This window comes from Mycobacterium sp. RTGN5, assembly GCF_033804465.1.
Classification (GTDB): Bacteria; Actinomycetota; Actinomycetes; order Mycobacteriales; family Mycobacteriaceae; genus Mycobacterium.
This window is the reverse complement of the sequence record NZ_JAPZLA010000005.1, coordinates 93,077-119,318: the sequence shown is the minus strand read 5'-3', so window position 1 is coordinate 119,318 and position 26,242 is coordinate 93,077. Positions and strand designations below refer to the sequence as shown.

Sequence of the window (26,242 nt, the reverse complement as noted above, 5' to 3'; positions counted from 1 at the left end):
CGGTTCGATGATAGAAGAACGGCATTGCGGCTGACTCGGTTCGAATGCCGCGTCCCCATTACCCTGTTGTGATGGCACGTGTTCTGTCGGTGAACCTGTCGGCTCACGCGCGGGAGAACCCGGACACGAAGGCGCCGAAACCGACGGGCATCGACAAGACCAGCATCCCCGAGCCCATCCTGGTGCGCGCGCCTGGCCCGATGCGCGAGGGCCTGGGCAGCGGCCTGGTCGGCGACACCATCGGTAACCAGAAACTGCATGGCGGTGACGACCAGGCCGTCTACGCCTACGCCCGCGAGGACCTCGACGACTGGGAGGGTCGGCTCTCGCGCCCGCTGGCCAACGGGATGTTCGGGGAGAACCTCACGACCGCCGGCATCGACGTCACCAATGCCCGCATCGGCGAACGCTGGCGGGTCGGCACGTCAGGGCTGCTGCTCGAAGTCTCCGCGCCCCGTACCCCGTGCCGCACGTTCGCGGCGTTCCTGGACATCCGCGGCTGGATCAAGACGTTCACCGACGCCGGTAAGCCCGGTGCATATCTGCGGGTCATCTCGCCGGGGACCGTACAGGCCGGCGACACCATCGAGATCGTGCACCGCCCCGATCACGACGTGACGATCAGCCTGGTCTACCGCGCCAAGATGTCGGACCCCAGCCTGCTGCCCCAACTGCTGGCAGCTGACGCGCTCTCCGCTGAACTCAAGGCCTATGCAGCCAAGAGAGTGGCTAAGTCGATCTAAGCATCTTCCAGTAGATCAGGGGTGACGGCCGACTCGGTGTCGGGAATGCCGTCCTGCTTGGCCTTGCGGTCGGCCATCGACAGCAGCCGCCGAATACGGCCGGCCACAGCATCTTTGGTCATCGGCGGGTCGGCCAGCCGGCCCAGCTCCTCCAGTGAGGCCTGACGGTGTTCGACCCGCAGCCGGCCAGCATTGGCCAGGTGGTCGGGCACCGTGTCAGCCAGGATCTCCAATGCCCGCTCGACGCGGGCCGCGGCGGCCACCGCGGCACGGGCTGAGCGGCGCAGGTTCGCGTCGTCGAAGTTGGCCAGCCGGTTGGCGGTGGCGCGCACCTCGCGGCGCATCCGCCGTTCCTCCCACGTCAGCCGGGTGTCCTGGGCGCCCATCCGGGTCAGCAGCGCACCGATGGCCTCGCCGTCGCGCACCACGACCCGGTCGATCCCGCGCACCTCGCGCGCCTTCGCACTGACCCCGAGCCGCCGAGCGGCGCCGACCAGGGCCAGCGCGGCTTCCGGTCCGGGACAACTGACTTCGAGCGCGGACGAGCGCCCGGGCTCGGTCAGTGAGCCGTGCGCGAGGAAAGCACCGCGCCATGCCGCCTCGGCGTCGCCGACGCTGCCGCCGACCACCTGGGCAGGCAGCCCCCGCACCGGCCGGCCGCGCATGTCGAGCAGGCCGGTCTGCCGGGCCAAGGCTTCCCCGTCTTTGGCGACCCGCACCAGATATCGGGTGCTCTTGCGGATGCCGCTGGCCGACAGCACGTGCACCACCGCGTTGTAGCCGTAGAGGTCGTAGATGTCCTTGCGCAGCCGCCGGGCGATGACGCCCAGGTCCACTTCGGCCTCGACGACCACCCGGCCCGACACGATGTGCAGGCCGCCGGCGAAGCGCAACAGCGACGCCACCTCCGCGCGGCGGGCCGACACAGAATTGACCGCCAACCGGCTGAGTTCGTCCTTCACCTCAGCAGTCATCGCCACGGGTCGTCACCTCTCGGTCCGTTGCCAGCAGGTCCCTGTACCCCATCGCCCTGCACCCCATCCCCCTGTCGAGTCCCCCCGGCCGGTGACGCAGCAGACGGGAGGGAAGATGCCGCGGGAATCGTATTCCGGGTACGCACACCGTCAAGCGCTGCGGCCAGCTTCGCCGGGTCATGTAAAGGTGTACCAGGTCTGGAGACGTCGGCAAACCGAACTGACGCTTCCAGCAGGCTTGCGGTACGCCCGAGTTGCTCACGCTCCCGGTCAGACGGGACGCGGGCGGCGTCCACGACGATCTCGTCGATGACGAATCCCGGCGCGTGCTGAGCGAGAACATGCAAATGGCGCTCGGCGGAGAAGCCGGCGGTCTCCCCCGGCTCGGCGGCCAGGTTCAGCACCAGGGCACGGCTCGCGGTCGTCGCTTTCAGTGCCGCCGCCAACTCCGGGACCAGTACGTGCGGGATGACACTCGTGAACCAGGAACCCGGTCCGAGCACGACCAGATCGGCGGTCATGATGGCGTCGATGGCCTGGCGGGTGGCGGGCGGATCGCCGGGCAGCAGGCGCACCCGCCGCACCTTGCCCGGGGTGGTGGCCACCGCCACCTGACCGCGGATCACCCGGCTCATTCGAGGATCGTCGTCCAGACCCGACACGTCGGCTTCGATCTGCAGGGCGATCGGGCACATCGGCAGGACCCTGCCCTTGACCCCGAGGATCCGACCCAGTTCGTCGAGCGCGGCCACCGGATCGGCGAGCACCTCGTTGAGCCCGGCCAGCATCAGGTTGCCGATCGGGTGCCCGGCCAGCGCACCGCTTCCACCGAACCGGTGCTGCAGGATGGTGGCCCACAGCCGACCGTGTGGGCTGTCAGAAGCCAAGGCGGCCAACGCCATTCGCAGGTCACCTGGAGGCACGACGCCGAGTTCGTTACGCAGCCGCCCTGACGATCCGCCGTCATCGGCGACAGTGACCACCGCGGTGATGTGCGGGGTGAGGCGGCGCGCCGCCGACAGCGTCGCATACAAACCGTGCCCACCGCCGAGGGCGACGATACGAGTCATTCGCGACCCAGGTCGCGGTGCAGCACGCGGACGGACAGGTGCTCGTTGTGCTCCAGCAGTCCCACGAGCGCTTCGGCCATGGCCACACTGCGGTGCTTGCCGCCGGTGCAGCCGATGGCCACGGTCATGTATCGCTTTCCCTCCCGGCTGTAGCCGTCGACAACGAGCCTCAGCAGCTGATGGTAGGTCTGCAAGAACTCCGCGGCACCCGGTTGACTCAGGACGTACTCGCGGACCGCCGCGTGCTGACCGGTGTACGGCCGGAGCTCGTCGACCCAGTGCGGGTTGGGCAGGAAGCGGACATCCATCACCATGTCGGCATCCATCGGCAGGCCGTACTTGAAGCCGAATGACTCGACGGTCACGCTCGTCTGCGCGACGGCCTCCCCGCCGAAGGCCCGTTCGATGCTTTCCCGCAGGGCGCGCACCGACAGGGTCGAGGTGTCGATGACCAGATCCGCCGACGCCCGCACGGGGGCCAGCATCGCCCGTTCGGCGGCCAGGCCCTCCGCCAGCGTCTGGTTGCCCTGCAATGGATGACTGCGCCGGTTGTTCTCGTACCGGCGCACCAGGATGTCGTCGGAGGCCTCCATGAACAGCACCCGCGGATGGATGTCGCGGGTGGCCAGCTCGGTGCGCACCGAGTCCAGGTCTCCGGTGAAACCACGAGACCGCACGTCCATCACCACCGCCAGCTGGGTGATCCGCGAGCCGGCGGCCAGGCCGAAGTCCACCATCCGTGTGATGAGTTCGGGCGGCAGATTGTCGGCCACATACCAGCCGAGATCTTCGAGCACTTTCGCCGCGGTCCCCCGGCCGGCGCCGGACAGGCCCGTCACCAAGACCACGTCGATACCCGATTCTTCGCCGGTCTGTCCGGTGTGCATGTCTTCGCCTGTGCTGTTTTCTGTCATCGCGTCGCCTGTTCAGCAGACTGATCTTCACCGACGTGGGCGTCCTGCGCAGCCGATACCGCCGAATCCACCGTCACGCCTAGCGCTTCCAGCACTGCGGCTGCGGTCGCGGCGCCGATCCCCGGCACCGACGTGATCTCGTCGACGCTGGCCTGACGCAACCGGGCCAGCGATCCGAAGTGGGTCACGAGCGCCTTGCGCCGGATGTCCCCGAGCCCGGGCACCGAGTCCAGTGCCGACGCCGTCATCCGCTTGGATCGCTTGCTGCGGTGGTAGGTGATGGCGAAGCGGTGGGCTTCGTCACGGATCCGCTGCAACAGGTAGAGACCCTCGCTGTTCCTGGGGAAGATCAGCGGATCCGGTTCAGCGGGTACCCACACCTCCTCGAGGCGCTTGGCAAGCCCAATCACCGCGACGTCGGTGACGCCGAGGTCGTCGAGCACCGCCTGGGCGGCGTTGACCTGGGGGGCACCGCCGTCGACGACGTACAGGTTCGGCGGGTACGCGAACTTGCGGGACTTGCCTTCGGCGGAAAATTCCTCGATGGGCTGGCGCTGCTCCTGGACGTGGCGGGTGAAGCGGCGGCGGGTCACCTCCGCGATCGAGGCCACGTCATCGGAACGACCGCCGCCGGCGGCCTCGCGGATCGCGAAATGCCGGTAGTCGGACTTGCGCGGCAGACCATCCTCGAACACCACCAGGGAGGCCACCACGTCGGTGCCCTGGACATGGCTGATGTCGACGCACTCGATGCGCAGCGGTGCGTCGGCCAGTCCCAGGGATTCCTGAATATTCTGCAGCGCAGCCGATCTGGCGGTGAAGTCGCCGGCGCGCTTGAGCTTGTGCTGCTGCAGGGCATCCTGGGCGTTGCGGTGCACCGTCTCGGCCAGCGCCTTCTTGTCACCGCGTTGCGGCACCCGCAGGTCCACCCGCGAGCCGCGCAGCGCGGAGAGCCAGTCGGCCACCTGCTCGGCGTTCGGCGGTAGGCACGGCACCAGCACCTCGCGCGGCACCGGGTTGGTGGATTCGTCTGCGGCGCCACCCAATTCGGCCTGCTCGCCGTAGAACTGCGTGAGGAACTGCTCGACCAGCTGGGCTTCCGCGGAATCGCCTGGGTCGGCGGGCTTTTCGACCACCCAGCCACGCTGGCCGCGTACCCGACCGCCACGGACGTGGAAGACCTGCACGGCGGCCTCGAGGTCGTCATCGGCGAACGCGACGACGTCGGCGTCGGTGCCGTCACCGAGCACGACGGCCTGCTTTTCCAGTGCGCGCTTGAGCGCGGCGATATCGTCACGCAGCCGGGCGGCGCGTTCGAAGTCGAGCTCCGCGGATGCGGCATTCATCTGGTGTTCCAGCTCGCGGGCGAAGCGATCGGTCTTGCCGGACAGGAAGTCGCAGAAATCTCCGACGATCTTGCGGTGTTCCTCGGCGCTGACCCTGCCGACGCACGGTGCCGAACACTTGTCGATGTAGCCGAGCAGGCACGGACGCTCGATTTGGCTGTGCCGCTTGAACACTCCGGCCGAGCAGGTGCGGGCGGGAAACACCCGGGTCAGCAGATCGAGGGTTTCGCGGATTGCCCAGGCATGCGAGTACGGGCCGAAGTAGCGGACGCCCTTGCGCCGCGGCCCGCGGTAGACGAACAGCCGCGGGTACTCCTCGTTGAGGGTGACCGCGAGCACCGGGTAGGACTTGTCGTCGCGGTAACGGACGTTGAACCGAGGGTCGAACTCCTTGATCCAGTTGTATTCCAGCTGCAGTGCTTCGACCTCGGTGTTGACCACCGTCCACTCGACGTTGGCCGCGGTGGTCACCATCTGGCGGGTACGCGGATGCAGGGCGGAGATGTCCTGGAAGTACGACGTGAGCCGGCTGCGCAGGCTCTTGGCCTTACCGACGTAGATCACTCGACCGTGCGGATCCCGGAATCGATAGACACCCGGCTGGAGTGGAATGGACCCGGGCGCGGGGCGGTACGTCGCGGGATCGGGCACGCTAAACAGGTTAGTCCGAGCGTCCGACTGGCCGGCCACACCCATTACCGTCGACGACGTGCCCACGGCGCGGATCACCCGCCTCACCGAGTCGGACTGGGAGCAGTTCGCCGAACTTCGGCTGCGCGCACTCAGCGAGACGTTCGGCACCGCGGATCAGCAGTACCTCGTCGAGGCGCGCTTCACCCCCGCCGACTGGCGCCGGCGACTGCGCGATCACGCCCAGTTCGTGGTGGTGCTGGCCGGCCAACCCGTCGGCATGATCGCCGCCTACCAGGAGAGCGCTGAGACGGCCTACGTGTACTCGCTGTGGCTCGACCCGGCATCGCGTGGGCGTGGGCTGGGGAGCCGCCTGGTGGCCGCGGCGCTGGACTGGGCCGGCCGGCGCGGGGTGCGCACCGCGACACTGCGAATGGCCCGCGACAACACCGCGGCGCGCGCGGTGTACGAGGGCCTCGGATTCACCGAAGTGCCCACCGGCGGTGCCGTGGGCGAAGTGGTGATGAGACTCACGATCCGGTGACGTCGGGCCGGTACTTGGCCAGCATCGCGCGCAGCGTGTCCATCGACGCGACGGCGCGTTCGCCGTCGACGGACTGGACCGCGAGTACCGGGACGTATTCGTAGTCGGCCAGGTCGACTCGGGCCCACCGGGCGCCCTGCGGGAACGACACGTCAACCACGTCACTCCAGGGCACGACCCGCTCGGTCAGGATGTTGCGCACCCCGATACCGCCGGGGCCGATCCGGACCCGCGGAGTCGCCAGCAGCAGGATCGCGCCGGCCAGGATCACCCCGAGGACACCCATCGACACCTGGTCGGCGGTCTGGATGATGGCGCCGGTGTAGCGGATCTTCAGCAGCAGCCCGACCACGATGCCGGCCGTGGCGACGACGGCGGCCGCGAGGTAGGCGACGTACGGCGTCAGGCGGGGCCGCAGCACCACATCCCAGTCGCTGTCCGCCGTGGTCATGCCCTGCGCAGGTGGCGCAGCGTCAACGCGGTCGACAGTGCGGCGGCGGCGGCCTGTGCGCCCTTGTCCTCGGCCGAACCGGGTAGCCCGGCGCGGTCCAGCGCCTGCTCCTCGGTGTCGGTGGTCAGCACTCCGTTGGCCACCGGTGTCGACGCGTCCAGCGAGACGCGGGTCAGCCCCTGGGTGACCGCGTCGCAGACGTAGTCGAAATGCGGTGTCTGGCCACGGATCACGACGCCGAGCGCGATGACCGCGTCATGGGTGCGAGCGAGTTCCTGCGCGACGACCGGGATTTCGATCGCGCCGAGCACCCGGACGACGGTCGGACTCGGCACCCCGGAGTCGTCGGCCACTCGGCGGGCGCCGTCGAGCAGCGCGTTGCAGATCTTCGAGTGCCAGGTGCTGGCCACGATCGCCAACGACAGATCCGATGCGTCCATCTCCGGAAAATCCGGTACGCCGGCGCCTCCGCTCATTCGCCCGCTCCGCGAGTGTCGCGCGTGGCCCTCATCTAAAGCGCTCCCCCGAGATCGCCGGGTACGGCCTCGTCGTAGTCGTCGAGTCCGGTCAGGTCGTGACCCATCCGGTCACGCTTGGTCATCAGGTAGCGGATGTTCTCGGCGTTGGCCCGCACCGGCAGCGGCACCCGCTCGATGATGTGCAGCCCGTAGCCGTCCAGGCCCACCCGCTTGGCCGGGTTGTTGGTCAGCAGCCGCATCGAGCGCACTCCGAGATCCACCAGGATCTGCGCGCCGATGCCGTAGTCGCGGGCATCAGCAGGCAGCCCGAGTTCGAGGTTGGCATCGACGGTGTCGGCGCCGGCGTCTTGCAGCTGATAGGCCTGCAGCTTGTGCATCAGGCCGATGCCGCGGCCTTCGTGCCCGCGCATGTAGAGCACGATGCCGCGGCCCTCGCGGGCCACCATCGCTAGCGCGGCATCCAGCTGAGGACCGCAATCGCAGCGGCGCGAACCGAACACGTCGCCGGTCAGGCATTCGGAGTGCACGCGCACCAGGACGTCGTGACCGTCGTTCTCCGGTCCGGAGATATCGCCCTTGACCAGCGCGACGTGCTCGACCTCTTCGTAGATGCTGGAGTAGCCCACCGCCCGGAATTGGCCATGGCGGGTCGGGATCCGCGCTTCGGCGATGCGCTCGATGTGCTTCTCGTGCTTGCGTCGCCATTCGATGAGGTCCGCGATGGAGATCAGGGCCAGGCCGTGTTCGTCGGCGAAAACCCGCAATTCGTCGGTCTGGGCCATCGAGCCGTCGTCCTTCTGACTGACGATCTCGCAGATGGCGCCGGCCGGTTGCAGACCGGCCAGCCGGGAGAGGTCGACGGCGGCCTCGGTATGACCGGGGCGGCGCAGCACGCCACCGTCCTTGGCGCGCAACGGAACGACGTGGCCGGGCTTGGTGAAATCGTCCGAAACACTGGTCGGATCGGAGAGCAGCCGCATGGTCGTCGCCCGGTCTGCCGCCGAAATACCCGTTCCCACACCATTTTTGGCGTCAACGGTGACGGTGTAGGCGGTGCCGTGCTTGTCCTGGTTGACCGCATACATGGGCAGCAGGCCGAGCTTGTCGCAGATTTCGCCGGACAGCGGGACACACAGGTAACCAGAGGTGTAGCGGACCATGAACGCAACCAGCTCCGGCGTCGCCTTCTCGGCGGCGAAGATCAGGTCGCCTTCGTTCTCGCGGTCTTCGTCATCGATGACGACGACGGCCTTACCGGCCGCGATATCGGCAACCGCCCGTTCGACGGTGTCCAGCCTCGTCATCCTTGCCACCCTGTAACCGTGGGAGTTCCACATCGGGAATTCCAAGTGATCCTGCTGCAAACAGTATGAACCACCTCGCGCGGGCGGTTATTGCCCGTCTTGCTCAGCGGCCCGTTCACGGACCGTCACCGGGGATATCTGCAGGCCAGCTGCGCGGTGTGACGTATGTGACAGGGCGGACCCTTGGGTCATGCGGACGGGGCGGTGAGCCGCTGGTACTGCTCCCACGACGCCCGTTCCACCCAGTTCGTCAGCAGCTTGCCGTCCTCGCGTACCGCCCACACCGCGGTGCCGGTGACCTCGACGTCCTCCCCGTTGGGTGCGGTGCCGAACATCCCGTTGTTCTTCCCGGTCAGCACCCATCGTGACGCGACCCGGCTGCCGTCCTCGTTCTGGAACGACTCGCTGACCGCCAGATGCAGATCGTCGAGCACCGCCAAAAACCCCGCGATCCATGCCTTGAAATTCTCCCGGCCCACGATCGTCTCGCCGCCGCTGACGATGACGAAATCCTCGACCACGAAGCCGTCGACCGCGGAGGAATCGTGTGCGTTCCAAACGGCGTCCCAGAACGCATGCACGAGAGCTACCGAATCCTGCTTAGCCATGCCTGTGGAAACGCGATCGAGGCCGCTGGTAGTCCCGTGCCGCCGCTACGCTGGCGGTGCCGAAAACCAGCTGCGACGCCATGACACTGAGGAGTGCGATGAAGGGTCTCGGTCACGATGTCGGAGTGCTCGGTGTCCTACCGGTCCGGCCCGCCCAATTGGACTCGCCAGAGGCGGTCAACGCATGGCTGTACTCGGTCGGATCCGCCGAGCGAAGCCGCCAGGTGGGCGCCATGTCCCGCGAGAAGCTCACCAACTTCGTGGCACTGCTCGATGCGGCCACGGGTCCCGAGCTGCTCCGGTCGGTCGACCCCGGCCTGGCGACCCGCATCGTCGGATCGGCGGACGCCGCGCAGGCGGCCCGCTGGCTCGAGTCCATCGAAACCGACCCGGCCGCCGAAATCCTTCGGCGGCTGACGAATTCGGCCCGCGACAGGCTGCTGGACCAGATCGACGTGCCACAGGCGGAGACTCTGCGGGAGGTGCTGCAGTGGCCGCCGACCTCGGTGGCCGCGCACATGCACCCTGACGTCTTCACCGTCCCGGACTCGATCACCGCCGCCGAGGCCGCGGTGTTGGTCCGCACTCAGAGCACCCAGGTGCGCAACAGGATCCAGCACGGCGCCCTGATCTACGTGACCGACGCCGACCGCCGGCTGACCGGTTTCCTCGAATTCCAGGATCTGGTGCTGGCCCAGCCCGACCAGACCGTCGCGGAATTGGGCAGTGCGGATCCCGTCTGGGTGCGTCCCCGGATCGACGCCGAGCAGGCCGCCCAGTCGCTGGTCGACTACGACTTGGCCGCACTGCCGGTGGTCGACGAACAACACAGGCTGCTCGGCGTCCTGACCTACGACGCGGCGGCCGACATCATCGATTCCGCGGCGACCAGGGACGCCGAACGCCAGGGCGGCTCGGAACCACTCGAAGTCCCCTACCTCCGCGCCTCGCCATTTCGGCTGTGGCGCAAACGAATTGTGTGGCTGCTCGTGCTGTTCGTGGCCGAGGCCTACACCGGCACGGTATTGCGCGCGTTCGAGGACGAGATGGAGGCCGTCGTCGCATTGGCGTTCTTCATCCCGCTGCTGATCGGAACCGGCGGCAATACCGGCACCCAGATCACCACCACGCTCGTGCGGGCGATGGGAACCGGACAGGTTCGGCTACGCGATCTCCCGCAAATCCTGGCTAAAGAAATGTCGACCGGCTTCCTCGTCGCGCTGACGATGGCCGCTGCCGCGATCGTCCGGGCGTGGACACTCGGGGTTGGACCGCAGATCACGATCACGGTGTCCCTGACGGTCGCCGCGATTGTGCTGTGGTCGGCGCTGGTCTCGTCGATACTGCCGCTGCTGCTCAAGAAGTGCCGGGTCGATCCCGCGGTTGTGTCGGCACCGATGATCGCGACGATCGTCGACGGCACCGGGCTGATCATCTACTTCCTGATCGCCCACGCCACACTGCCTCAGTTGGCCGGGCTGTAGTTACCCGAACTGGTGCTTGTGCCGTTCCACTGCTTCCACACTCGAGACGGTGTCGGGGCGGAGATCAGACCTGCTTCTGGCCCGGCGTGCTGGTCACCACGCCGTTGGACGTCCTCCAGTACCCGTCGTAGACGGTGATGGTAAACGCGGAGAACTTGGTGAGGGCGGCGGTGCCGGAGTTGAGGTTGCCGGTCAGGGAGTCCCCGGTGGAGACGATGTACCCCGAGCCGGGGTTGGCGTCAGTGGGCACCGCGCTGAGTTTCGTGGTCGAGATCGTCTCGCCATCGGGATCGGTCGCTTTTATAGACGTCCAGCTATTGCCGACCTTGTTGGCGCTCGAACCCGGGTCCCTGTTTTCGGCGTAGATCGGGACGACCACTTTGACGGTGCTGGTGCCGCCGTAGCCGTCGGTGACGGTCAAGTTGAACCAGTCCGTCTTTTGCGCCGCGCTGGCCCCCATCTTGGCTGCGGCGTGGAAGTAGGCCGCGTTCTGGCTGATCGAGTACGACATGGTGCCGTTGGAGTTGACGGTCACAGTGCCGCCGTTGGCGGTGGCGATGGTGCCGCCGCTGGCCAGGGCGAATGTCGTGCCGGTGCCATCGAACTTGTTGTTGATCAGCAGTGCGTCGGCGTCGGCGTCGCTGGCGACGAATGTCATGCCGGTGACCGTCTGGACCCCGGCCGCGTTGGGGTTGGTCTTGGATCCCGGACCGGACAGCGTGACCGTCCCGGAGCTGCCGTTGACGGTCACGGTGGGTGCGTTGTTGATCTCCGACGGCGCCACGTTGATCGTCGCGATGATCACCGACTTCCCGGTGGCATCGGTGGCCTTGATCGTGAAGAAGTCGTTCGTGGTCGTGGTGTGGCCCAGACCCGCCGTCCGGGTGTAGGTGTACGTGCCGTTGGCGTTCACGGTCACGCTGCCCTTCGACGGCGCGCTGCCAAGGCTGTATGTCAGCCCCAATCCGGTATCGCCGGCCGGCACGTTCAGCGAGCCGTTGGTTACGCCGGCCACCCCGTTGGTGTTGGTCTGCGGCGACGGCGTCGTCAGCCCGTTCAGGGTGACCGTCGCCGTGGTCGTGCCACCGTGGTTATCGCTCACCTGGACTTGGAACGTGTCCGACGTGGTTCCCGACTTCGGGATGTAGGTGAACGAGGTGCCGCTCATCGTGATGATGCCGCCGCTGGATCCGTAGACCGAGCCACCGGTCGCACCGACCAGGGTGTAGGTCAGGCCGTCACCGTCACCGTCGGAGCCACCCGTAATGGTGCCGCGCACGACACCGAGGCCACTCGTGCTCGAACTGGCCACCCCGCCGCTCAAAGTCGGTGCGGCGTTTTGCTTTTCGATCGGAATGCCGTAGGTCACCGCGGTGGTACCACCGAAGGCGTCGCTGACATTGATCGTGAACGTGTCGCCGGGGTCACCGGTGACCGCATGGTCGTGCCAGTAGCTGTCTGAGACACCGAACCAGGCGTACTTCTGAATGGTGTAGGAGTAGGTGCCGTTGGCATTGACGGTGATCGAGCCGCCCTGTGCGGTGCTGTACGTGCCGGCCGCCCAGGTGACCGCATCGCCGTCGGCATCAATGGCCTTCAGCGTGCCAGTCGTATCCTGCTTGTCGTTCGGTCCGGTGACCCGGCTCAGCGACGAACTGCCCACTGTCACACCGTTACCCGCCGGTGCGGCGTTGGCGACTGTCGGGGTGACGCTGATCGTCGCGATCGTCACGGTCTTACCGGTGCCGATCTCCGTGGCGACGATGGTGAACGAGTCATTCGGCGTCGTGGTGTGGCCCAGACCGGCTGTGCGGGTGTAGCTGAAGGTGCCGTCGGCATTGAACGTCACGGCACCCTTCGACGGTCCGGTGCCCAAGCTGTAGGTGTACAACCCACTGTCACTGGCAGGAACGTTGAACTGGCCGGTGACCTTGCCCGGAGTGCCGGTATTGACATTCGTCGTCGGCGACGGAGTGGTGAGTCCGGTGAGGCTGACGGTCGCCTGCGTAATGCCCTCATGGCCGTCGTTGACGAGCACCTGGAACGTATCCGACGTGGCGCCGACGTTCGGGGTGTAGGAGAACGAGCCGTCCGAATTGATCCTGACGATGCCGCCACCTGAGCTGTACACCGAGCCGTTCGTGGCACCGACCATGCTGTAGGTCAGGCTGTCGCCGTCACCATCGGAACCCGCGATGTTGCCGCGCACCACACCCATGGCCGAGGTGGTCTTGTTGTTCACCGTTCCACTGTCGACAGTGGGCGCCGCGTTGAGCTTCGCGATCGGGACCGAGTACGTGACCGCCGTGGTGGCGCCGTAGCTGTCTTTGACATTGATGGTGAACGTGTCGCCGGGATCACCAGCGACGGCATGGTCATGCCAGTAGCTGTTGTGAACTCCGAAGGGAGCAAACACATTCTTGTCGTAGGTGAACGTGCCGTTCGCGTTGACCGAGATCGACCCACCCTGGGCCGTGGTGTAGGTGCCGGCCGTGAACGTCACCGGATCGCCATCGGCGTCCGTCGCGTGCAGCGTGCCCGTCGTGTGCTGCTCGTCCCGCGGACCGCCGCCCGCGTTGTACGTCGGCGCACCAACGGGAGAGTCGGTGGTCAGACCCGTGCCCACCGGCGCGCTGTTGCCCAGGGTCGCGTTGACGTTGACCAGAGCGACGGTCACCGTCTTCCCGGTGCTGTCGGTGCCCAGGATCGTGAAGGAGTCTGTGGTCGGCTGTGATCCAGCCGTCGACGACCTGGTGTAGACGAACGTGCCATCGGCGTTCACCGTCACCGTGCCCCTGGCGGGGTTGGGGCCGGTGCCGAGGCTGTAGTTCATCAGTCCGACGTCGGCACTGCCCGTGGGGATGGTCAGGCCGCCGGTCACCGTGCCGGTCCGGGTGTTGAAGGTGGTTACCGGCGACGCGGAGCTCACGGGCACCGACACGGCAGTCGTGTAGGCGTGGCCGAAGCTATCGGTGCTCGTCAGCTGGAACGTATCCGTCGTCGCGCTCGATGCCCGGTTCGGGGTGTAGACGTACGCGCCGGTGGCCGCATTGAGCTTGACGATGCCGCCGTTGGCGGTGTACGCCGTTCCCCCGCTGGCGCCGTTGAGCGTGTAGGTCGTCGGGTTGTCCGGGCTCGCCGGTGTCGAGACCACACCGCGAACCACGCCCAGCGCCGAGGTGCTTGCGACCGTGTTGGTCATCGACCCCACGGCTTGGTTGTAGTAGACGGTCACGGTGACGGTCTTCTGCGTGGTGGCGGTGTCGCCGTCCGGCATGTACGGATGCAGCACGCTGATCTCGCCGTCGCCTTGCGCCAGGACCGTCAGAGTGAACGTCAGAGTCTTGGGGGTCGAGGCGCCGAGCGGATTCCAGTCCCACACAGTCCAATTCATCCGCCCGTTGGTGCCGTCGACGACGGTGACGGTAAAGCGGCTGTCGTTGGGTTCGGTGAAGCCGTACGAGGTGATCGGGTCGCCGTCGGCATCGTAGAACTGCACGTAGCCAGAGACGGTGGTCCCGCTGGCGCCCGGTAGGCGCGTACTGGTCTGCTGCATGTCGGTCACGACGGGCGCGTGATCGGTCGCCACGTCCGCGAACCGCTGGAAGATCGCGACCACGACGACGTACATCATGAGCGACACCGGATTCGCCGGGACCCCCAGGTTGATCGTCGAGTCCAGGACGGTCTTCGGGGAAAGGAAGGCGCCGGACGCGGCCGACGTGATCGGATCCGACAAACCGTTGATCAGATCGCCACTGGCGAGCGCCACCATCGCCGCCCCGAGGCTCATCGCCTCGTTCCCCCACGCGATCGGGTCGGGATTCTGCGCGTAGTTGAAAACCACAATGGCGCCCGCGAGCACCGCCGCCGTCACCGACGCCGGCGTGATCGTGGACGGTGCGCCATCCACCATCTTGAACGGTGGCACGAACTGGTTGATGAGGCTCGCCAGGCCATTGAGCTGGTAGGAGAACCTGTCCGCCACGACCGAGGACGTGAAGAACGCGTTCAGGAATGTGATCGGGAATTTGAGCCAGCTGTTGGAATAGGTCAGCGGAGCCGCCAGCAAGGCGTTTATCTGCGCGCCCCAGGCGTCAAGTGAGGTCTGGAGGGCGTAATTCGCCGGGGTGGTGATCGGGCCCGCGTCGTCCTGAGCCGCCGACACATTGCCATTCATTGAGTACGCCGCTGCGGCGACGGCGGTCTTCCCCGCGCTGGCCTTGGCGGTGGTGGACTTCGGATCGACGACGGTCGTCGCGCTCGGGGTCGACGGAGTAGTGGCCGTGCCGGTCGTCGTGGTCGTGGTCGTCGTGGTCGTCGCGTCGGTCGGAGTGGCGTCAGTCGATGGCGTCGTCGTCGTGCCGTCGGTCGACGTAGTCGTTGCTGGCGTCGTGGTCGTTGCTGGCGTTGTCGAGGTTTGCGGTTGACTGGTCGTGCCCGTCGGCCGGACCGACACCGTAGAACCGCTGTTCGAGTCCGCGGTCTGCTGTTTGCCCGTCGAGCGAGTGCGCGCAGACCCGACAGATCCTTTTGCGCGGTTGGAGCTGGCGGAAGGGCCGGAATTGCTCCCCGAATTGCTCCCCGAATGCGATGCCGCGCCGGAATTCGATGACCCGCCGTCGGTGGTGGCCGAGGCCACCCCCTGCCCCATGCCTACGGCCAGACCCAGCCCCATCGCAGCGGCGAAAATGCCATTGCGGGCAGCGCGCTTCCGGTTGCGAGCGACGACTTTCCGGTGGCGAGCAGCCTGCTTCCGGTGGCGACCCACCTGCTTCTTCTTCGAAGCCACCAACTCTCCCGACACGTCCGATGTGACTGATCCCCGCAATCCAGCACGCGGAGATGAACGTCACTGACCGGCCCGCAACGTAACACTACTTACAACGTTTCGCCAAAGCTTGTCTCAGTCAAGTTTTTGCGAAACGCAGCGACCTGCGGTTTTATCGTCAAAGTTCCACACGCGTGTCGAAAACGAATGCTGAGCATTCGCCTAGCATCAGGAATTTAGCAAAGGTACGTTTCGGATGGTTTGACGGGCGCGTAAGACGCCGGAAAACGCTAAGCGTTCTGCTGAGCCGTATACGTCTTGGAGATGCTGGACGGGGTGGTGCTCACCACGCCGTTGTTCACCACGTAATAGCCGTCGTACACGGTCAGGACGATGGTGTCGCCCGTCTCGGTGCCGGTCGTGCTCAGGATCTGCGATCCCGAGTCGTAGCTCGCGATACCGTTCGCCGGCTGCTGGGTGATGGCGTAACTCACCGAATCGCCGTCGTCGATGTCACTACCGAAGACCGTCGTCCACGTGGTGGAACTGCCGAACATGGTGCTCCCGGGCCACCGGATGCCGTCGGTGAGCGACGGAGCGGTGTTGGTCGCATAGATCGGCACTACGGCCGTGAACGTCGTGCTACCACCGAAGCCGTCGCTGACCGTCACGATGAAGTTGTCCCCGACGGCGTTGCCGAGGGCGCCGATCTTTGCCGCGTCGTGGTAATAGCTGCTGACCAGCGATTTGCTGATGGTGTAGGTGAACGAACCGTCTGCTGCAACCGTCACCGACCCGCCATTGACGGTCGAGAGGGTCCCCGCGGTGAAGGTGAGCGCATCGCCGTCAGCGTCGGATGCGCCGATGGTGCCCGTGGTCGTCTGCTTCCGAGTGGCAGCCGACGTCAGCGACGAGGACGCGACCGTCACTATGCCTGCCGCCGGAACGGCGTTGTCCACCGTCGGAACGACGTTGATCGTCGCGATCGTCACTGTCTTGCCGGTGGCGACCTCGGTGCCGATCACGGTGAACGAATCGTTCGGCGTCGTGGTGTGGTTCAGACCGGACGTGCGGGTGTAGCTGAAACTGCCGTCGGGGTTGACGGTCACCGAGCCCTTCGATGGGCCAGCGCCGAGGCTGTAGGTCATCAGCGCGCTATCGGCCGCCGGGATGTTCAGGTTTCCGGTGACAGTCCCGTGGGTGGAGGTGTTGACGTTCGCCAGCGGCGACGGAGTACTCAATGACACGTTCACGGTGGCCGTCGTGGTGCCGCCATGGCCGTCAGAGACCAAGACCTTGAACGAATCCGACGTCGACGCCGACGCGTTCGGGATGTAGGTGAACGAACCGTCCGGGTTCAGCGCGACGATGCCGCCCTTGCTGGTGTACGTCGACGCGGACGTGGCGCCGCCCGGATTACCCGCGCCGGCAAGGGAATACGTGAACGAATCGCCGTCGCTGTCCGACCCCGACACCGACCCGCGCACCACACCGAGACCGTCGGCACTGCCGACCGAGGCGCTCGAGGACGGCGCCGCGTTTTCGGTCGCAAGCGGCACTGAGAACGTGACCTGGGAGACGCCGCCCATCGAGTCGGTGACGTTGATCTTCACCGTGTCGGCCTTGTCGGTGGCCGGCGCGTCGAGCGCGGCCGCTTTATGCCACTCGTCGTCGAGTGCGGTGTGCGAGTAGAGGAATCCGCCACCGGCGGCCACCGTGATCGTCCCGCCCAGAGCCGAGGTGTAGATACCGGAGGCGACCGTCACCGGCTGACTACTCGCATCGACGCCGCTGAACGTGCCGGTCGTGGTCTGGGTCCCCGGCACGGTAACAACACCGAGGAGCTTGGTGGGCGGAATGAACGTCCCGCCCGTGACAGTGGTCGTGGGTGTCACGGTAATCAGTGGGGGCGAGACCGAGACGGTCGGCAGAGTCACCGTCTTGCCGCTGGTATCGGTGCCGATGATCGTGAAGGTGTCGGAGGTACTGCCGGTGCTCGAGACGCTGCGGGTGTAGGTGTAGGTCCCGTCGGCGTTGATCACCACCGAGCCCTTCGACGGGCCGGCGCCGAGACTGTAGGTCAGCAGGCCCGAATCATCGCCCGGGACATTGACTTTGCCGTTCTCGGTGTAGGCGCTGGTGCTTGTTGTCGTGGTGCCGGGCGAGAGGTTCGAGAGCACCACGACCGATGCGGTGGCGGTGCCACCGTTGCCATCGGCGACCTGCACCTGGAACGTATCGGTATCCAATGCGGGAAGGAGGTCGGTCGACACCTTCGGGATGTACACGAACGCGCCGGTGGCCGTGTTCAGCGCAACGATGCCACCTTCAGTGGTGTAGATCGAGCTGCTGGTCGCGCCTGTCGTGCCCGGGTTGACCAGGCTGTACGTCAGGGAGTCCCCGTTGAAATCGACTGCCGTCACAGTGCCCCGCACGACGCCCATGCCGTCGGGCAGCCCCGCTGACCCGACAGCGACCGGTGCGACGTTCAGCGTGCCGGTGTAGCTCACGTTGACGACGACGGTGACCGTGTGACCGTCGGGCGCGTACGGATGGTCCAAGCCCCCTTGGCCGATCTGGCCCAAGCTGTCATCGATGGTGATGGTGAACGAGTCGGTGTCCGAGCTCGCGAGGTCGGAGGTGCGCGTGTAGGTCCACGAGCCGTCCGGCAGGACAGTGACGATGCCCTTGGCGGCCTGGGTGGAGGTGTAGATCAGCGGGTCGCCGTCGGCGTCGGTGGCGGTCACCTTGCCGGAGACGATGGTCAGAAGCTGGCCGGTCTGGGTACTGCTGGCCACCATCGGGAGGTGGTCGAGGGCCACCCATCGGAATCGGTCATAGACCGCGACCACAGCGATATACGCCATCAGCGAGAACAGGTTGGGTTGCGCACCCGTGGTGAACGTCATGTTCAGGACGCTCGACGGGTTCGTAATACCAGCCGTCCCGCCCGCGACGGCGGCGTCCCGCCAGTGCTCCGGGTTGAAGTCGCCGGCCAGCAATTCATCCATGACCTTCACCATCGCGCCGACGGCCGCAGCGGCCACCTGCGTCTTGGTCAGGGTGGCGCTTTGGGGGTCTTTGATCGTGAAGGGCGGCACGATCCGGTTCAGCAGGGAACCCAAGACGTTGAGCCCGATGGCGAACGTGTAGTCGGGGTCGATCGGCTGGATGAACAAGTGCACGATGCGCATGAGATCGGGGGCCCATCGAAAGGACGGGGTCGGATTCGCGAAGTTCAGGTCGATCGTGAGGTCGTGGGCATCGAGCGCTTGGTCCAGGAGGTAGTTCGCCGGGGTGACGAACTTGAAGGTCGGCGGCTCGGGCCAGCCCACGAGTTGGTTCAGCACAATCTGGAGTGTGTCGAGCGCCTTTTCGACAGGTGTTTCCGATGCGGACGCAGTCCTTGACGCCACGGTGGGCTGGGCCACGGTGGGCTGGGCCGCCGCACTGCTGGGAGCGGGCAGGATCTTGTTGAGTTCGCCTGTGATGCGGCCGATTTCGGCGCGTAACTCGTCGCCGGCACGGGCGCCGTTGCGGAGCACCGCGGTCCCCATCTCGGACAGGTTGTGCTGCATCAGACTGATTGCGTTGGCCACCGGGTCCGCGGCAGGCGCGGGCGTCAGCACGACGGTGCGGACCGCTGTGACGGGTTGGCTGGTCGACGTCACCAGCGCGGCGGCCGCACCCGATCGCGGACGGGGACGGGGCGTGGTCGCCGTCGCCGTCGCCGTCGCCGTCGACACGGGCGACCGTTTCGACCCGGCATTGCCCTGCGCGTTGCCCGGAGCGGTTCGCTGGTGATTTTGCGACGCTGCCCTGGCCGGTCCCGCCGACGGCGAGTTGTTGGCAGAGCCGGCATTCGATGAGCCATCCGTACTCGCCGACGCGGTGCCCTGGCCGCCGGCGACGGCCGCGGCCAGCCCGACACCGACGGCTCCGACACCCAGCCAGTGCGCGCAGTTCGAGGTTTCGAATTTGGACGGCTTGCGATGGCGGCCTTGAGTCCGGCGCGGTTTCCGCGGACTAACGGCGGCCATGGCTACTCCTTGTGCTCCGAGTGTTCTACGTCGACAGATTCACCACGGCCCCCCTTCTGCCGAAGGGCCGTACGGTTGCGACGCGGCTCACACACTTTGCTCGGGGGAGACGCAGGTTACGTACTGCTCCGCAACTTAACATCGCCGAGCGTTTTCGCCAAGGACAATTAAGAATGCAAATTCAAACAGTCCGCTGAACAGCCGATTCGGGACGGGTACTCCCGTTCTCATCCCGCAGGGAACACGTGAAGAATCACGAGGCAGGGCCGAGCAGCAAACGCCTGTGCCTGATCAAGTGATTAGCTGCGCGCTGCGGGTCACCCCGCGCGATCGGCGAGCAAACGCTCGACATATTTCGCGATGACATCCACCTCGAGATTCACCGGAGTCGCGACCGGAGAGCGACCGAGAGTGGTCAGCCCCAGCGTCGTCGGAATCAGCGACACCTCGAACCAATCCTGACCGAGTCCGGAGACCGTCAGCGAGATGCCGTCGACGGTGATCGAGCCCTTTTCCACGACATAGCGCGACAGCTCGGGCGGCAGCGCGATCCGCACGACCTCCCAATGCTCGGACGGCGTCCGGCTCACCACCCGACCGGTGCCGTCGACGTGACCCTGAACGATGTGGCCACCGAGCCGGCTGTTGAGCGCGGCGGCGCGCTCGAGGTTCACCGCACTGCCGACGTCGACAGCGGCCAGGCTGGACCGGTTGAGCGTCTCGGCCATCACGTCGGCACTGAACCGGCCGTCGGGCAGCACGTCGACCACGGTCAGGCACACGCCGTTGACGGCGATCGAGTCGCCGTGGCGGGCGTCGGTGGTGACGACGGGCCCGCGGATGACGAATCGGGCGGAGTCGGCCAAGTCATCCTTGCCGACCACCTCGCCCAGCTCCTCGACGATTCCGGTGAACACGCGCCCAATCTAGCCCGGGCCCGACGACACTCGCTTAGCTCCACTAAAATCGCAGGTCACGGCCCACGAGGCGGGGCCATGCCGCCCTGGCGACTGAAGTCAGGTCGGGTCGACCCTCTACGATGCACCTATGCCGACGCGCCGCCGAATGTTTGCCGTCCTTGTCGCCCTCTTCGCCACAGCAGCCCTGTTCGTCGCCGGCTGCTCGTCGTCGTCGAAGCCCTCCGAGCCACTGCCGGACGCAGCTGGACTGCTGCAGCAGTCCATCGCAGTCACCAAGGGCCTCAAGAGCGCCCACCTCGACATCAGCGTGAACGGCAAGATCGATGGCCTGCCGGTCAAGAAGCTCACCGGCGACCTGACCAACATCCCCGCCGTCGCGGTGTCCGGGAACTCCACGATCTCGATGGGCGGCTCTGACGTCGACATCCAGCTGGTGGTCGTGGACGGCACCCTGTATGCCGCGCTGACCCCCAACAACTGGCTCGATATGGGCCCGGCCAAGGACATCTACGACCCCTCGGTGGTGCTCAACCCCGACAACGGCCTTGGCAACTGGCTCGCCAACATCACCGACCCCAAGTCGGAGGCCAGCGAGACCATCAACGGCGTCGACACCGTGCGGGTCTCCGGCAAGGTCAGCGCCGACGCCATGAACAAGCTGATCCCGCTCAAGGCGACCAGCCCGCTGCCCGCCACCGTGTGGATCCAGAAGGCCGACCCCCATCAGCTGGTGCAGGCCAAGGCCGACACGGGCAATGGCGGCAGCATTCAGATCACGCTGTCGGAGTGGGACAAGCCGGTCACCGTCACCAAGCCCGCCGTCTGACGGTCTGAGTCATGGCTGACTCCCCCGATATCGCCGCGCACCCGGCGCCGACCTCCGGCCGCAGCCGCCGGATCGTGATCAGCGCGGGCAGCCTTGCCGTATTGCTCGGGGCGCTCGACACCTACGTCGTCGTCACGATCATGGTCGACATCATGTCGACGGTCGGCATCCCGGTGAACAAGCTCCAGCAGGTCACGCCGATCATCACCTGGTACATGCTGGGCTACATCGCGGCCATGCCGCTGCTGGGCCGGCTGTCCGACCGCTTTGGGCGCAAGCTGATGCTGCAGCTGTCCCTGGTCACCTTCGCGGTGGGCTCGGTGGTGACGGCACTGTCGACCGACCTGACGATGCTGGTGATCGGTCGGCTCGTCCAGGGCATCGCCGCCGGGGCCTTGTTGCCCGTCACGCTGGCGCTGGCCGCCGACCTATGGGCCGCCCGCAGCCGGGCCACGGTGCTCGGCGGTATCGGCGCCGCCCAGGAACTGGGCAGCGTGCTCGGCCCGCTATACGGCATCGGGGTGGTGCTCCTGCTCGGCAAGTGGCAGGACGTGTTCTGGATCAACGTGCCGCTGACCCTGATCGCGATGATCGCCATCCATTTCAGCCTGCCGGGCCACGATCGCACCGCGAACCCCGAGAAGGTCGACCTGGTCGGCGGCATTCTGCTCGCGATCGCGTTGGGCCTGGTCGTGATCGGTCTCTACAACCCGGCCCCCGATGGCAAGCAGCTGCTGCCGCCGCACGGCCTGCTGCTGGTCGGCGGGGCTGTCGTCGCGGCGATCGCCTTCTTTGTCTGGGAACGCTTCGCCCGCACCCGGCTGATCGAACCCGCCGGCGTGCGGTTCATCCCATTCCTGGCCGCACTGGGCACCTCGCTGTGCGCGGGCGCGGCGCTGATGGTCACCCTGGTCAACGTCGAGCTGTTCGGCCAGGGCGTGCTGGGCAAGGACCAGACGCAAGCCGCCTTCCTGCTGCTGCACTTCCTGATCGCGCTGCCGATCGGCGCCCTGATCGGCGGCTGGGTCGCCACCAGGATCGGAGACCGGATCGTCGCGGTGGTCGGCATGCTGATCTCCGCGGGTGCCTATTGGCTGGTGTCGCACTGGGGAACCAATGTCGCCAGTGCGCGCCACGATCTGGGCTTCGCGTCATTGCCGGTGATCGACACCGACCTCGCGTTGGCCGGTCTCGGGTTGGGCCTGGTGATCGGTCCCCTCACCTCGGCTGCGCTACGCGTGGTGCCGGCGGCCCAGCACGGCATCGCGTCGTCGCTGGTCGTGGTGGCCCGGATGACGGGCATGCTGATCGGCGTCGCGGCACTGAGCGCATGGGGCCTGTATCGGTTCAACCAGATCCTGGCGACCCTGCCCAGCCCGGGCGGCAACAGCCTGGCTGCCAAACTTGCCGGCGAGGCCGTGCGCTATCGCACCGCGTTCGCCATGCAGTACGGCTCGATCTTCTTCATCACGGTCATCGTGTGCCTGGTCGGCGCCGCACTGGCGCTGTTCATCGGCGGCAAGCAGGCGCACGCCGACGAGCTCGAAGCCGAAGAGACGCTACCCGCTTCGCGGTAGCTCCACGTCGCGGGCCAGCAGGTCGGCCCAGGTGTCCCGGCGCACCACCAGCCGGGCATCGCCGCCCGTGGCGAACACCACCGGGATCCGGCGCGCGCCGTTGTACTGGTTGGACATCGTGTAGCAGTACGCCCCGGTGACGGGCACGGCCAGCAGGTCGCCGACGGCGGGATTGTCAAGGCGCACACCGTCGATCAGTTGGTCTCCGGACTCGCAGTGCCGGCCTACCACCGTGACGGTGTCGCCGCCGCCGAGCCGGTCGACGAGCGCGGCCTCGAATCGCTGGCCGTACAGCGACACCTCGAGGTTGTCCCCCATCCCGCCGTCGACCGCGACGTGGGTGATCTGCCCGCGCTTGACGGTGGTGACCCGGTAGACCGTGCACGCGGCGCCCGCGGTCATCGACCGGCCCGGCTCGACGATGATGCGTGCGTCGGCGGGGATCAGCCCGCGGGCCTTGTCGATCATGGTCTGGGCGTAGACGTCCACTTCTGGCGGGTGATCGGCGTAGGTGTAGCGGACGCCGAGCCCACCGCCGAAGTCGTAGACGTCGAAGCTGCCGAGCTCGGCGATCGGAGCCACGGCGGCGGCCAGCTGCTCGGCATCGAGCAGCTGGGAGCCGACGTGGGTGTGCACGCCGTCGCAGCGCAGCACCCTGCTGCGGCGGATCTTCTCGATCGCCACCCTGGCATCTTCGGGCAGCAGACCGAACTTCGAACCGGCGTGCCCGGTCGCGACGGCCGCATGAGTGTCGGCCTCGATACCGGGCACCACCCGCACCAGGCAGGCCTGCCGGTGACCTGGTTCGACGATGCGCTCCAGCCGGTCGATGTCGTCGAAGTTGTCGACGACGATCAGGCCGACGCCCTTGGCGACGGCCAGTTCGAGTTCCTCGTCGGTCTTGGCGTTGCCGTGCAACAACATTCGCGCCGGGTCGGCGCCGGCGGCCAGCGCGGTCATGATCTCTCCCCCGCCCGCGACGTCGAGCATCAGCCCCTCTTCGCTGACGAGGCGCTGAATTGCGGTGCACGGGAACGCTTTTGATGCGAACGCCACATCGCTTCGGGCCCAGCGGCCGCGGAACGCCGCCAGATAGTCCCTGGCCCGCTGCCGCACCGCGTCCTCGGCGACCACCATGACCGGAGTGCCGAACTCGGCCGCGAGCACGTCCAGGCGGCAGCCGCCGACGGTGAGCATGCCGTCGTCGATCAGGGAGCCGGGCGGGAACAAACCGAGCACGTCGGGATCGCTCATCTGAGTCATCTTGCTCCACGCAGGCGTATTAATCGCGGGTCCGCGGGTACCCGAACGGCATGAGCAACGAACTTTCCGGCAAGCGAATCGCATTCCTGGTCGCCCCCGAGGGCACCGAGCAGGTCGAGCTCACCAAGCCGTGGGAGGCCGTCGAAGAGGCCGGCGGGACCCCGGAGCTGGTGTCGACGGAGGTCGGCAAGATCCAGGCGTTCAACCACCTCACCCCCGCCGACACTTTCGAAGCCGACAAGTCCGCCGACTCGGTGTCGGCGGACGAATACGACGGGCTGGTGCTGCCCGGCGGCGTGGCCAATCCGGACTTCCTGCGCACCAAGCCGGCCGCGGTCGGGTTGGCCAAGAGCTTCTTCGACGCCGGCAAGCCGGTGGCCGTCATCTGCCACGGACCGTGGACCCTGATCGAGGCCGACGTGGTCGAGGGCAGGCGGATCACGTCGTGGCCCAGCGTGGCGACCGATCTGCGCAACGCCGGCGCCGAGTGGGTCGACGAGGAGGTCGTGGTGTGCACCAGTGGCCCGAACACGTTGGTGTCCAGCCGCAAGCCGGACGATCTGCCGGCATTCTGCGGAAAACTGGTGGCCGCCTTCGCCGGCTAGCGCGGAACCAGGCTCAGCAGCACGTCGGGCCCGATCCGGTCCACGCCGTCGTACCGCCAGCGCAGCGCCCGCGCGATGCTGGGCACGCCGACATCGTCGACGGCGGTGACGGGGCCACCGAGCAGGATCGGGCCGACGTAGGCCAGGATCCGGTCGATCACCCCGGCCCGCAGGAAGGCGCCTGCCAGCGTCGGGCCGCCCTCGACGAGCACATCGGTGCGGTCCGACAGCGCCCGGATGACCTCGTTCGGATCGTGGGTGCGGATCACCATCGTGCGCGAATCATCGTTGAGCACATTGGCGTCCGAGGAGATCTCCCGTTTGCCGACGACCACCCGCAGCGGCTGGCGGTCGGCCAGTCCGCCACCGGGTAGCCGGGCGGTCAGCGTCGGGTCATCGATCAACACCGTGCCCGTGCCCACCACGATCGCGTCGCACGCCGCGCGGCGCACGTGCAGATCGGCGCGCGCCGCATCACTGGTGATCCACTGCGAGGAACCGTCGGCGGCGGCGCTGCGCCCGTCGACACTGGTGGCGTACTTCCAGGTGACGTGCGGCTGGCCGGTGCGCTGTTTGTGCAGCCATTCCCGCAGCGGGCCGCCGGTCACCTCCTCGTCGCCCACTCCCGCGGTCACTGTGATCCCCGCGCTGCGCAGCCGGTCGGCGCCGCCGGAGGCAACGGGATTGGGATCGGCCACGGCGTAGACCACGGCGGCCACCCCGGCCTGGATCAGCGCGTCGACGCAGGGCGGGGTCCGGCCGTGGTGATTGCACGGCTCGAGGGTGACCACGGCGGTCCCGCCTGCCGCGCGCTCCCCCGCCGCGCGCAGCGCGATCACCTCGGCGTGCGGGCCGCCCGCCGGCTGGGTGCCGCCGGCGCCCACGACGTCGCCCACCGCATTCAGGATGACCGCTCCCACTGGGGGATTCGGATACGTCGAACCCTTGACCCCCTGCGCCTCGGCGATGGCCAGTCGCATGGCGGCCTCGACCGCCGTCATATCCGCAGATGCTGCGAGGCACGCGCCGCCTGGCGGCGCAGCGCCTCCACCGCGACGGCGGGGTCCTGTGCGCCGTACACGGCCGAACCCGCGACGAAGCAGTCCACGCCTGCCTCGGCGGCCAGCTCGATCGTGTCGGCGTTGATGCCGCCGTCGATCTCCACCAGAATCGTCAGCTCGCCGGAATCGACCAGCCGTCGCGCCGTCGCAACCTTGGATAGCACCTCGGTGATGAAGCTCTGACCGCCGAAACCGGGTTCGACCGACATCACCAACAGGGTGTCGAAGTCGCGCAGGATCTCCAGATACGGCTCCAGCGGGGTGCCCGGTTTGACCGACAGCCCCGCCTTCGCGCCGGCGGCCCGGATATCGCGGGCGACCGCGACCGGATTCTCGGTGGCCTCGGCGTGGAAGGTGACGTTGTACGCCCCGGCTTCGGCGTACCCGGGCGCCCAACGGTCTGGGTTGTCGATCATCAGGTGGCAGTCCATCGGGATGTCGGTGGCCGCCAGCAGGCTCTCGACCACCGGCAGGCCGAGGGTCAGGTTGGGCACGAAGTGGCCGTCCATCACGTCGACGTGCAGCCAGTCGGCGCCCTCCACCGCGGCGGCCTCGTCGGCGAGACGGGCGAAATCGGCGGACAGGATCGACGGCGCGATCAGCGGACGGGACGGTGCGATCGTCGGGCGCAT

Annotated in this window: 21 protein-coding genes; 7 read left to right on the top strand and 14 right to left on the bottom strand. The window is 67.2% G+C overall.

All coding sequences use genetic code 11. From position 1 onward, the window contains the following. The first annotated feature begins 71 nt into the window (after positions 1–71). Complete coding sequence (locus SLQ31_RS22765; protein ID WP_319436387.1) at positions 72–743, top strand: MOSC domain-containing protein; 672 nt, start codon at positions 72–74, stop codon at positions 741–743. Here SLQ31_RS22765 and whiA read toward each other — a convergent pair. From whiA to uvrC, 4 genes are read right to left on the bottom strand one after another with little or no spacing between them, the layout of a single operon-like run. Beyond that, positions 740–1,717 carry a DNA-binding protein WhiA gene (gene whiA / locus SLQ31_RS22760; RefSeq protein WP_319436625.1) on the bottom strand — a complete coding sequence of 326 codons (978 nt, stop codon included), beginning with the start codon at positions 1,715–1,717 and terminating at the stop codon, positions 740–742. The genes SLQ31_RS22765 and whiA overlap by 4 nt on opposite strands. Continuing rightward, the gene (gene yvcK / locus SLQ31_RS22755; RefSeq protein WP_319436386.1) at positions 1,714–2,787 is read right to left on the bottom strand and encodes a uridine diphosphate-N-acetylglucosamine-binding protein YvcK; all 1,074 of its coding nucleotides are present in this window, start codon (positions 2,785–2,787) and stop codon (positions 1,714–1,716) included. The genes whiA and yvcK overlap by 4 nt, the downstream gene beginning before the upstream one ends. After that, the gene (gene rapZ, locus SLQ31_RS22750) at positions 2,784–3,674 is read right to left on the bottom strand and encodes an RNase adapter RapZ (RefSeq protein ID WP_319436624.1); all 891 of its coding nucleotides are present in this window, start codon (positions 3,672–3,674) and stop codon (positions 2,784–2,786) included. Before rapZ ends, yvcK begins: the two co-directional genes overlap by 4 nt. 23 nt (positions 3,675–3,697) lie before the next feature. Next, a complete protein-coding gene (gene uvrC / locus SLQ31_RS22745) occupies positions 3,698–5,698 on the bottom strand; it encodes an excinuclease ABC subunit UvrC (protein ID WP_319436385.1) in 2,001 nt (666 codons plus the stop codon). Positions 5,699–5,756: 58 nt separating this feature from the next. On the opposite strand from uvrC, the gene SLQ31_RS22740 reads away from it, so the two are divergent. Continuing rightward, the gene (locus tag SLQ31_RS22740) at positions 5,757–6,221 is read left to right on the top strand and encodes a GNAT family N-acetyltransferase (protein ID WP_319436384.1); all 465 of its coding nucleotides are present in this window, start codon (positions 5,757–5,759) and stop codon (positions 6,219–6,221) included. Here the strand turns inward: SLQ31_RS22740 and SLQ31_RS22735 are convergent. The 4 genes from SLQ31_RS22735 to SLQ31_RS22720 all read right to left on the bottom strand — a co-directional run bounded on the left by SLQ31_RS22735 (position 6,208) and on the right by SLQ31_RS22720 (position 9,063). Continuing rightward, on the bottom strand, positions 6,208–6,672 hold the full coding sequence (locus SLQ31_RS22735) for a PH domain-containing protein (RefSeq protein ID WP_319436383.1): 465 nt from the start codon (positions 6,670–6,672) through the stop codon (positions 6,208–6,210). The genes SLQ31_RS22740 and SLQ31_RS22735 overlap by 14 nt on opposite strands. Further along, on the bottom strand, positions 6,669–7,148 hold the full coding sequence (gene ribH, locus SLQ31_RS22730) for a 6,7-dimethyl-8-ribityllumazine synthase (protein ID WP_319436382.1): 480 nt from the start codon (positions 7,146–7,148) through the stop codon (positions 6,669–6,671). Before ribH ends, SLQ31_RS22735 begins: the two co-directional genes overlap by 4 nt. 35 nt (positions 7,149–7,183) lie before the next feature. Further along, complete coding sequence (locus SLQ31_RS22725) at positions 7,184–8,455, bottom strand: bifunctional 3,4-dihydroxy-2-butanone-4-phosphate synthase/GTP cyclohydrolase II (RefSeq protein WP_319436381.1); 1,272 nt, start codon at positions 8,453–8,455, stop codon at positions 7,184–7,186. A 188-nt stretch (positions 8,456–8,643) separates the two neighbouring features. Next, entirely contained in the window at positions 8,644–9,063 is a 420-nt protein-coding gene (locus tag SLQ31_RS22720; protein WP_319436380.1) for an ester cyclase, read from the bottom strand. A gap of 80 nt (positions 9,064–9,143) precedes the next feature. Here SLQ31_RS22720 and mgtE point away from each other — a divergent pair, with 80 nt between their 5' ends. Beyond that, positions 9,144–10,547, top strand: a complete 1,404-nt coding sequence (gene mgtE, locus SLQ31_RS22715) for a magnesium transporter (RefSeq protein WP_413642785.1) — start codon at positions 9,144–9,146, stop codon at positions 10,545–10,547. A 64-nt stretch (positions 10,548–10,611) separates the two neighbouring features. On the opposite strand, the gene SLQ31_RS22710 is transcribed toward mgtE, so the two are convergent. Beyond that, positions 10,612–14,715: a beta strand repeat-containing protein gene (locus SLQ31_RS22710; protein WP_319436379.1), complete on the bottom strand. Its 4,104-nt coding sequence runs from the start codon at positions 14,713–14,715 to the stop codon at positions 10,612–10,614. 1 nt (position 14,716) lies between these two features. On the opposite strand from SLQ31_RS22710, the gene SLQ31_RS22705 reads away from it, so the two are divergent. Beyond that, positions 14,717–14,977, top strand: a complete 261-nt coding sequence (locus SLQ31_RS22705; RefSeq protein WP_319436378.1) for a hypothetical protein — start codon at positions 14,717–14,719, stop codon at positions 14,975–14,977. Between the two features lie 631 nt (positions 14,978–15,608). Here SLQ31_RS22705 and SLQ31_RS22700 read toward each other — a convergent pair. Both SLQ31_RS22700 and SLQ31_RS22695 read right to left on the bottom strand, forming a co-directional pair. Then, positions 15,609–19,358 carry an Ig-like domain-containing protein gene (locus SLQ31_RS22700; RefSeq protein ID WP_319436377.1) on the bottom strand — a complete coding sequence of 1,250 codons (3,750 nt, stop codon included), beginning with the start codon at positions 19,356–19,358 and terminating at the stop codon, positions 15,609–15,611. Positions 19,359–19,675: 317 nt separating this feature from the next. After that, positions 19,676–20,275, bottom strand: coding sequence for a riboflavin synthase (locus tag SLQ31_RS22695; RefSeq protein ID WP_319436376.1), 600 nt, complete (start codon positions 20,273–20,275; stop codon positions 19,676–19,678). Between the two features lie 130 nt (positions 20,276–20,405). Between SLQ31_RS22695 and SLQ31_RS22690 the strand changes: the two genes are divergently transcribed. Continuing rightward, entirely contained in the window at positions 20,406–21,104 is a 699-nt protein-coding gene (locus tag SLQ31_RS22690; protein WP_319436375.1) for an LppX_LprAFG lipoprotein, read from the top strand. Between the two features lie 11 nt (positions 21,105–21,115). Beyond that, entirely contained in the window at positions 21,116–22,681 is a 1,566-nt protein-coding gene (locus tag SLQ31_RS22685; RefSeq protein ID WP_319436374.1) for an MFS transporter, read from the top strand. On the opposite strand, the gene lysA is transcribed toward SLQ31_RS22685, so the two are convergent. Further along, the gene (lysA, locus tag SLQ31_RS22680; RefSeq protein WP_319436373.1) at positions 22,664–23,935 is read right to left on the bottom strand and encodes a diaminopimelate decarboxylase; all 1,272 of its coding nucleotides are present in this window, start codon (positions 23,933–23,935) and stop codon (positions 22,664–22,666) included. The genes SLQ31_RS22685 and lysA overlap by 18 nt on opposite strands. Positions 23,936–23,994: 59 nt before the next feature. Here lysA and SLQ31_RS22675 point away from each other — a divergent pair, with 59 nt between their 5' ends. Continuing rightward, positions 23,995–24,549: a type 1 glutamine amidotransferase domain-containing protein gene (locus SLQ31_RS22675; RefSeq protein ID WP_319436372.1), complete on the top strand. Its 555-nt coding sequence runs from the start codon at positions 23,995–23,997 to the stop codon at positions 24,547–24,549. On the opposite strand, the gene ribD is transcribed toward SLQ31_RS22675, so the two are convergent. Continuing rightward, positions 24,546–25,550, bottom strand: a complete 1,005-nt coding sequence (ribD, locus tag SLQ31_RS22670) for a bifunctional diaminohydroxyphosphoribosylaminopyrimidine deaminase/5-amino-6-(5-phosphoribosylamino)uracil reductase RibD (RefSeq protein ID WP_319436371.1) — start codon at positions 25,548–25,550, stop codon at positions 24,546–24,548. The two genes, SLQ31_RS22675 and ribD, sit on opposite strands and share 4 nt — an antisense overlap. Next, positions 25,547–26,242, bottom strand: coding sequence for a ribulose-phosphate 3-epimerase (gene rpe / locus SLQ31_RS22665; RefSeq protein ID WP_319436370.1), 696 nt, complete (start codon positions 26,240–26,242; stop codon positions 25,547–25,549). The genes ribD and rpe overlap by 4 nt, the downstream gene beginning before the upstream one ends.